The following is a 7358-nucleotide window of genomic DNA, read 5'->3' on the forward strand; positions in this document are numbered from 1 at the left end:
GTTCCGTTCATGACAGAGCGACGCGCGATTCTCAGCGGCTCCACCTTCGAGGAGCAGATCGGATACGCCCGGGCCGTGGTGGACGGCGACCGGGTGCACGTGTCGGGGACGACCGGCTTCGACTACGCGACGATGACGATCTCCGACGACGTGGTGGAGCAGGCCGCCCAGTGCCTGCGCAACATCGGGGACGCCCTTGCCGAGGCCGGCTGCACCTTTGCCGACGTCGTACGAGTGCGCTACCTCCTGCCCGACCGTGCGGACTTCGAGCCCTGCTGGCCGGTCCTGCGCCAGTGTTTCGGCGCGGTGCTGCCGGCCGCCACCATGCTCGTGTGCGGTCTGGCCGACCCGCGCATGAAGATCGAGATCGAGGTGGACGCGCGGCGCGGCGGGGCCGCATGAGCGTCTCTCCGCGTTGGAGAGAGCTGCACCGCGACCGCCTGGACGAGGCGGTGCGCAGGTTGTCCGCGATCCCCGGCGTGCACGGCCTGATCGTCGGCGGCAGCGTCGGGCGCGGCGAGCCCTGGCCGATGTCCGACATCGACCTGCTCCCCGTCTACGACGGTGACCCCGGGCCGACCGCGGCGCACGTCGAACGCGAGCGGGCCGAGCTCGTGGACTGGTGGGCCGCCGGCGGCCGGGCGCAGACGCTCGACGTCGGCCGGCTGGCGTTCACCGTCGCCGAGGCGCGGGAGGCGGCAGCGGCGGGAGCGGCGTGGGCGGTGGAACGGCTGACGCGCGACCGGCGCTGGTTCCACGGGATGGACAAGGCCTTCCGCGGGCGTCCCGCCGACTCCGGCGACCTGCTCACGGGCCGTTTCGTGGCCTGGCTGACGGAGATGCGCTTCCACCCCGCCGTGGTCGAGGCCAGGATCGGCTGGTGGTTGCGGAGCGCGGCCGACGCTCGCGCTCGCGCCCATCGGGAACGCTCGGCGCGGCGCCTGGACGCGGCCACGTACGAGCTGCGGGAGGCGGCGCGGGCCCTTCGCCTGGCCGTCCTGGAGCGGTGGGGCGAGCGGCTGGGCTCCATGGGCAGGGAATGGACCAGATTCGAGCGTATGGCGGCCGCTCGTGGCGAGCCGGACCTGGCCGAGCGCATCGCCCGCCTGGCCGGCGCGCATGCCGGCGGCGCGGCCGAGCGCGAACGGCTGGCGCCGCCGTGGTTGCGCGAGCGGATCGACCTGTGCTGGGAGGCCCGCCAGGCGGTGGGGGAGCAGGTCACGTACCAGCAGAACGCCCGAGACCAGCTGGCCGCGTTCGACGTGCACGTCGCCCGCCACCGCCCGGACCTGGCGGGCCCCTGGACCGGCAGCCCGGACCCCGACCTCGACGAACACCTCCGCCGGCTCGACGGCCTGCTCGCCGAGCATTCCTGATGGCCGGTCCACCCGCTGCTCCTCTGATGTGCGCTCGGATATCTAAGCACTGTTACATTTATCCAAGCACTGTTACATTTGAGAGGAGCCCCCTTGAATCCCCCCATCGAGCCGTACGAACACGGCATGCTCGACGTCGGCGACGGCAACCTCGTCTACTGGGAGGTCTGCGGCAACCCGGAGGGCAAACCCGCCCTGGTCGTGCACGGCGGGCCGGGATCGGGCTGCTCGACCGGCGTGCGCCGCACCTTCGACCCGGAGCGTTACCGGATCGTCCTGTTCGACCAGCGCAACTGCGGGCGCAGCCGCCCCCATGCCGCCGACCCGGCGACCGACCTGAGCGCCAACACCACCCACCACCTGATCGCCGACATGGAGCTGCTGCGCGAGCACCTCGGGATCGACAGGTGGCTGCTGTACGGGGGGTCGTGGGGCTCCACGCTGACACTCGCCTACGCCGAGACCCATCCCGAGCGGGTGTCGGAGATCGTCATCCCCAGCGTCACGACGACGCGCCGCTCCGAGATCGACTGGCTCTACCGGGGCGTCGGGCGGTTCTTCCCCGAGGCGCTGGAGCGGTTCCGGGAAGGGGTGCCCGAGGCCGACCGTGACGGCGACACGTTCGCGCTGCTGGCGGCGTACGCGCGGCTGCTGTCCGACCCCGACCCCAATGTGCGGGAGAAGGCCGCCACCGACTGGGTCACCTGGGAGGACGCGGTGATCTCCATGGAGGTCAACGGCAAGCCGAACGCCTACAGCGACCGTCCCGCCGACGCGGTGATGGCCATGACGCGCATCTGCTCCCACTACTTCTCCAACGGCGCGTGGCTGGAGGAGGGAGCGCTCCTGCGCGACGCCCACAAGCTGGCCGGCATCCCCGGCGTGCTGATCCACGGACGCCTCGACATGGGCGGCCCGCTGGAGACGGCCTATCAGCTCGTCCAGGCCTGGCCCGGCGCAGAACTGGTCGTGGTGGAGGACTCCGGGCACACCGGCAGCACGACGTTCAGGGACGCGATCTTCGCGGCTCTCGACCGTTTCGCCGACAGGTGAGAGCGAACCCGCGGCTCGGGATCATCTGGGGGAACAGGACGGTGCCCCTGGTGACCATCGCCTCGCCGTCGGTCGGGTGAGCCGCGGGTTCGTACGGTCCGCGGAGGAAGGGGCGCGGCCATGCGCCGGCGTCCGCATCGCCGTGCCCGCCCCCATGCTGACCTGCTGTTACGGTAGCCGCGGCGGGCGACCGTACACCACCGATTTATCGCCTGCGGCCGGTGCGCGGGCGGGAGGGACGCTCGGGCGGCAGCACCTCGACGGAGGTCTTGCGGATGCGGTCGTAGACCAGCGAGGTGCGCACGTCGGCGATGTTGCGGTGCCGCGAGACGTGGTCGAGCACGAAGTCGCGCAGGTCGCCCGCGTCGCGCACGCCCACCTGGATGATGAAGTCGTCGCCGCCCGACACGACGAAGACGGCCAGCGTCTCGGGCAGCGCGGCCACGTAGTCGCGCAAGTTCTCGACGGCCTCGCGGACCTTCGGGTGCAGCCGTACGTTGATGAGCGCCTGCACCGGGCGGCCGATCGCGTCGTGCCCGCGCGGGAGAGCCGCCGGGCGACGGCCGAGCCGATCCCGCCGCCCGTGACCAGCGCGGGAGGGAGAGGTCATGCGCGCGCCTCCCCGGCGATCCGGTAGATCTCCGCGCCGCGGCTGGCCAGCCCGTGGGGCCGCTCAGAGACGGCCACTCAGAGACGGCCACTCAGAGACGGCCACTCAGAGACGGCCACTCAGAGACGGCCAATCAGGAACGGGCCACTCAGGGACGGGCCACGACGCCGCGTGGAGCCCGTCCGATCGGGTACGCCGCGCCCGCCACGACGAGCGCGGCGGCCACCAGCGCGGCGCTCACCCACAGCGGGGAGCGGAAGCCGAGCCCGGCCCCGATGGCGAGCCCGCCGAGCCAGGGCCCGGCCGTGGCGCCGACGTTGAACGCCGCCGTCGCGAAGCTGCCGCCCAGGGTGGGCGCGTCCGCCGCCGCGTAGAGCGCCTGCGAGATCAGCGTGGACCCGACGGCGAACGACAACGTTCCCTGCACGAAGACGAGCACGATCGCCAGCGCCGGCTCCCCGGCCGTCATCGCGAACGCCGCCCATCCGGCGGCCAGCGCCACCCCGCCGCCCACCAGCAGCCCGATGGGACGCACGTCGGCGAGCCGCCCGCTGATCGTCACCCCGGCGAACGACCCCAGCCCGAACAGCGCCAGCATCGCCGGCATCCAGCCTGACCCGATGCCGGTGGCCACGGTGAGCAGCGGGGCGAGGTAGGTGAACGTGCAGAAGGTGGCGCCGTTCACCAGCGCGCCCAGGAGCAGCAGCACCAGCAGGCGCGGGTTGCGCAGCGCCCGCGACTCGCCCCGCACCGTGGGCCCGCCGAGGTCTGCGGGAACGGCGGGGACGGCGGGGACTGACCGTACGACCGCGACGATGGCGGGGACCAGGGCGGCGGCCACCGCCCAGAACGCCGATCGCCACCCCCACACCTCGCCCAGCAGGGCACCTGCGGGCACGCCCGCGACGCACGCGAGCGTGATGCCGCCGAGCAGGACGGAGGTGGCGCGGCCCTTGGCGTCCGGCGGGGCCAGGCCGATCGCGGTGGCCATGGCCACGGCCAGGAAACCGGCGTTGGCCAGCGCCGCCACGACCCGGCTGGCCAGCAGGACCTCGTAGCCGGGCGTGACCGCGCCGGCCACGTGGGCCAGCAGGAACGTGAGCAGGAAGGCCAGCAGCGCGCGCCGCCGGGGCCAGCGCAGGCTCAGCACCGCCATCAGCGGCGCGCCGGCCACCATTCCCACGGCGAAGGCCGACGTCAGCAGCCCCGCGGCGGGGACGGATACGTGCAGATCTCGGGCGATGCCCGGCACCAGGCCGGACAGCATGAACTCGGACGTGCCCTGGGCGAAGACCGCCAGCGCGAGCAGGTAAACGGCGAATGGCATGAGAAGAACTCCGCGACCACGATTGGGCGGGCCGGACGTCGGCCCGCCGATGGAAGGAGAACCTGAGGGCGGCACGCGAGAGCGGCGCACGGCTCAGGTGGGAAACAGCCCGCAGCGCGGTGATCCGAGTGGCGAGCGGTCGCGGGAGCAGCGAAGGTCCCGGCCTCAGCGGGGCCGGGCGAGGCGACAGCGCGAATCAGCCATCGGACGACCGGTGGCTAGCGTCTTGACGCCTCGGGGCTGGACATACGCGGCAATCTAGCAACCCGGCGGGCGGCCCGTCCAACCCTTTCCCCGTCTCATGCCTTTGCCGGTGCCGGCGATCGGCCTCACCGGTCTCTGCCAGGGAAGAAGTCCGCACTTTGGACGTACTCCATCGCTTTCGTGAACTCCGGGTCGGCCAGGCGGCGCTCCAGCTCCTCTTCCGAGACGTCCTCGATGTGGGTATGGATCCAGTAGAGGTTGCCGAACGGGTCACGCACCCGCCCCGCCCGGTCGCCGAAGAACAGATGGGTGACCTCGGTGACCGACGTCCCACCCGCCTCGACGGCCCGGCGGTGCACGGCGTCGGCGTCGGGGACGTACAGGCGCAGGAAGGCGGGCGTGGGCGGCCAGTCAGGCGCCGCGTCGAACATCATCACCACCGCGTCGCCGATGCGGACCTCCGCGTGCCCGATGCGCCCTTCGGCATCGGCCATGCGGCCCAGCTCGACGGCGTCGAAAGCGGCCTTCAGCCAGTCGATCAGGCCGGCCGTGTCGTGGCCGATGATCCACGGCGTGACGCTGGTGTAGCCCTCGGGAATCGCGCTGACGGTCATGTTTCCTCCTGGTTCGAGTAGGTGCTGACCACGCTAAACGTCCAGTAGGTCAGGACTGGTCCTACATGTCGGGCATGCTGAAATTCATGAGCGACTCCCGCCTCCTGACCCTGCTGTCCCTGCTCCAGACCCCACGCGAGTGGCCGGGCGGCGAGCTGGCCGAGCGGCTCGGCGTCAGCCGCCGCACGGTCCGGCGCGACGTCGAACGCCTGCGCGCCCTCGGCTACCCGGTCGTGGCCAGCATGGGCGCCGACGGCGGATACCGGCTGGTCGCGGGCACGGCGATGCCGCCCCTGCTGCTGGACGACGAGGAGGCGGTGGCCATCACCGTCGGCCTGTCCACCGCCGCCCGGCATCCGGTGCAGGGCATCGAGGAGGCATCGGTACGCGCCCTGGCCAAGCTCGAACAGGTGCTGCCGGCCCGCCTGCGCCATCGCGTCGGCGCGATCGGCGCGGCCACCGTGCCGATGCCCGTGCCCGGCGCGCCCGAGGTCGATCCGGAGCTGCTCGCCGCCCTGTCGATGGCCGTGACGGGGAGGGAACGCGTGCGCTTCGCGTACCGGACCAACGACGGCAGGACGGGCGGGCGGCTGGTCGACCCGCACCGGCTGGTCGCGGCCGGGCGGCGATGGTACCTGCTCGGGCACGACCACGACCGCGACGACTGGCGGATCTTCCGCATCGACCGCATCGCCGATCTGCTGCGGACGGGCGCCAGGGTCACGCCGCGCGAGCCGCCGGCCGACGCCGCCGCCTACGTGGCGGACCGGCTCTACTCCTCCGCCCCCACGTACGAGGCCGTCGTCACGCTGCACGGCCCCGCCACGGTGGTCGTCAGGGCGCTCGGCGAGATCCTCGGCGAGGACGGGCGGACCTGCCGGCTGCGCATGCACGCCGACACCCTGGACTGGCTGGCCTTCCGGCTGCTCTCGTTGGGCTGCGAGTTCGAGGTGCACGAGCCGGCCGGGCTGGCCGCGCACCTGCGGGAGCTGGCCGCCCGCCTCACCCGGGCCGCGGGCTGACCCCGGCGGGCGGGCCGCTCAGCCCTGCGCCGGCCAGCTCTCGACACCCCTCGCGCAACCGCCACTGTCCCTGTGCCTTGTCCGCGCAGCGGGCTCGACGGTCGTCGACCCTCCTTCTACCATCACCGAGGCGTGCGTGGCCTATCTCAAGCACCTGGACCTGGGCTTCACCGCGTTCGACTTCGCTGTGACCGGCGATGGGCGGTGGGTGTCCCTCGAAGCGAATCCGAACGGTCAATGGGCATGGCTGCAAGACGCCACCCGGCTACCGACCGCACCTGCGATCGCTGACCTGCTCCTGGAGCGAAAGTGAACGCATACCACGGCGACGACCTGGGGATGCGGCTACGCCGTAGCCTTGCCGACAGGCTCACAGAAAGCCGCGACCTCCGCAGCCCACTGTGGCGTCGCGCGGTCGAGACAACACCCCGCGAGGCATTCCTGCCGGACGACGTGTTCCGCAACGTCGACGGGCAGTGGGAGCCGGTCTGTCGTGCCCAGTTCGGCGACGAAGCGTGGCTGCGGATGGCCTACCAGGACCAGACCATCGTCACGCAGTGCAATGAGATCGGCGAGCCAGTCTCTTCTTCGACGCTGCCCGGCCTGGTCGTTCGCATGTTGGAATACCTTGACCTGCGCGAAGGGGACAAGGTGCTGGAGATCGGCACAGGCACCGGCTATTCCACGGCGCTCATGTGCCAGCGACTCGGCCCCGAGTCGGTCACCTCCATCGAGATAGACTCCGATGTGGCCGAACGTGCCGCCGCGGCACTGCGCGGGCTCGCACGAACCGGAGCTGATCACCGGGGACGGACTCCACGGTCATCCGGACAGCGCACCCTACGACCGGATCATCGCCACGTGCGCCGTGCGCCACATCCCCAGGGCATGGCTGCGGAAGAGCCGCAAGGGCGCGATCATCCTGGCCACCTTGTCGGGCTGGCAGCACGGATTCGGCCTGGTCAAGATGACAGTTGACGGTCCCGGCACCGCGCATGGCACGTTCCTGCCCGGTCACGTGTCGTTCATCGAATCTCCTTAAGCGTGGAGACCTCGGGCTTCAGCCCTGGGGAGGAAACGCGGCACGGCGCCGCATACCGAACACACGCACGATGCTTAGCCGATCGAGCGGTACCATGTGACGCGTGGCGC

Annotated in this window: 9 protein-coding genes and 1 pseudogene; 7 read left to right on the forward strand and 3 right to left on the reverse strand. The window is 71.7% G+C overall.

Annotated elements, in window-relative coordinates:
- Nucleotides 1-9: 9 nt before the first annotated feature.
- The 3 genes from E1292_RS33070 (at nucleotide 10) to pip (ending at nucleotide 2429) form a co-directional block, all read left to right on the forward strand.
- Complete coding sequence (locus tag E1292_RS33070; RefSeq protein ID WP_132600199.1) at nucleotides 10-402, forward strand: RidA family protein; 393 nt, start codon at nucleotides 10-12, stop codon at nucleotides 400-402.
- The gene (locus E1292_RS33075; protein ID WP_132600202.1) at nucleotides 399-1376 is read left to right on the forward strand and encodes a nucleotidyltransferase domain-containing protein; all 978 of its coding nucleotides are present in this window, start codon (nucleotides 399-401) and stop codon (nucleotides 1374-1376) included. The genes E1292_RS33070 and E1292_RS33075 overlap by 4 nt, the downstream gene beginning before the upstream one ends.
- A gap of 93 nt (nucleotides 1377-1469) precedes the next feature.
- A complete protein-coding gene (gene pip, locus E1292_RS33080; RefSeq protein WP_132600205.1) occupies nucleotides 1470-2429 on the forward strand; it encodes a prolyl aminopeptidase in 960 nt (319 codons plus the stop codon).
- 205 nt (nucleotides 2430-2634) lie between these two features.
- Here pip and E1292_RS33085 read toward each other — a convergent pair whose 3' ends face one another.
- From E1292_RS33085 to E1292_RS33095, 3 genes are all read right to left on the reverse strand, one after another.
- A complete protein-coding gene (locus E1292_RS33085) occupies nucleotides 2635-3039 on the reverse strand; it encodes an Lrp/AsnC family transcriptional regulator (protein WP_246090501.1) in 405 nt (134 codons plus the stop codon).
- Between the two features lie 148 nt (nucleotides 3040-3187).
- Nucleotides 3188-4366 carry a Cmx/CmrA family chloramphenicol efflux MFS transporter gene (locus E1292_RS33090; RefSeq protein WP_132600208.1) on the reverse strand — a complete coding sequence of 393 codons (1179 nt, stop codon included), beginning with the start codon at nucleotides 4364-4366 and terminating at the stop codon, nucleotides 3188-3190.
- Nucleotides 4367-4695: 329 nt separating this feature from the next.
- The gene (locus E1292_RS33095; RefSeq protein WP_132600211.1) at nucleotides 4696-5184 is read right to left on the reverse strand and encodes a VOC family protein; all 489 of its coding nucleotides are present in this window, start codon (nucleotides 5182-5184) and stop codon (nucleotides 4696-4698) included.
- A gap of 86 nt (nucleotides 5185-5270) precedes the next feature.
- On the opposite strand from E1292_RS33095, the gene E1292_RS33100 reads away from it, so the two are divergent.
- From E1292_RS33100 to E1292_RS55910, 4 genes and pseudogenes are all read left to right on the forward strand, one after another.
- Complete coding sequence (locus E1292_RS33100; protein WP_132600214.1) at nucleotides 5271-6206, forward strand: helix-turn-helix transcriptional regulator; 936 nt, start codon at nucleotides 5271-5273, stop codon at nucleotides 6204-6206.
- A 136-nt stretch (nucleotides 6207-6342) separates the two neighbouring features.
- A complete protein-coding gene (locus E1292_RS33105) occupies nucleotides 6343-6519 on the forward strand; it encodes a hypothetical protein (protein ID WP_181958330.1) in 177 nt (58 codons plus the stop codon).
- 26 nt (nucleotides 6520-6545) lie between these two features.
- A pseudogene (locus tag E1292_RS55905) lies at nucleotides 6546-6977 on the forward strand (rRNA adenine N-6-methyltransferase family protein); the annotation flags it as partial.
- A complete protein-coding gene (locus E1292_RS55910; RefSeq protein WP_369334346.1) occupies nucleotides 6952-7248 on the forward strand; it encodes a methyltransferase domain-containing protein in 297 nt (98 codons plus the stop codon). The pseudogene E1292_RS55905 and the gene E1292_RS55910, both read left to right, overlap by 26 nt.
- Nucleotides 7249-7358 lie beyond the last annotated feature (110 nt).

The sequence above is a fragment of the Nonomuraea deserti genome, assembly GCF_004348685.1.
Taxonomy (GTDB): domain Bacteria; phylum Actinomycetota; class Actinomycetes; order Streptosporangiales; family Streptosporangiaceae; genus Nonomuraea; species Nonomuraea deserti.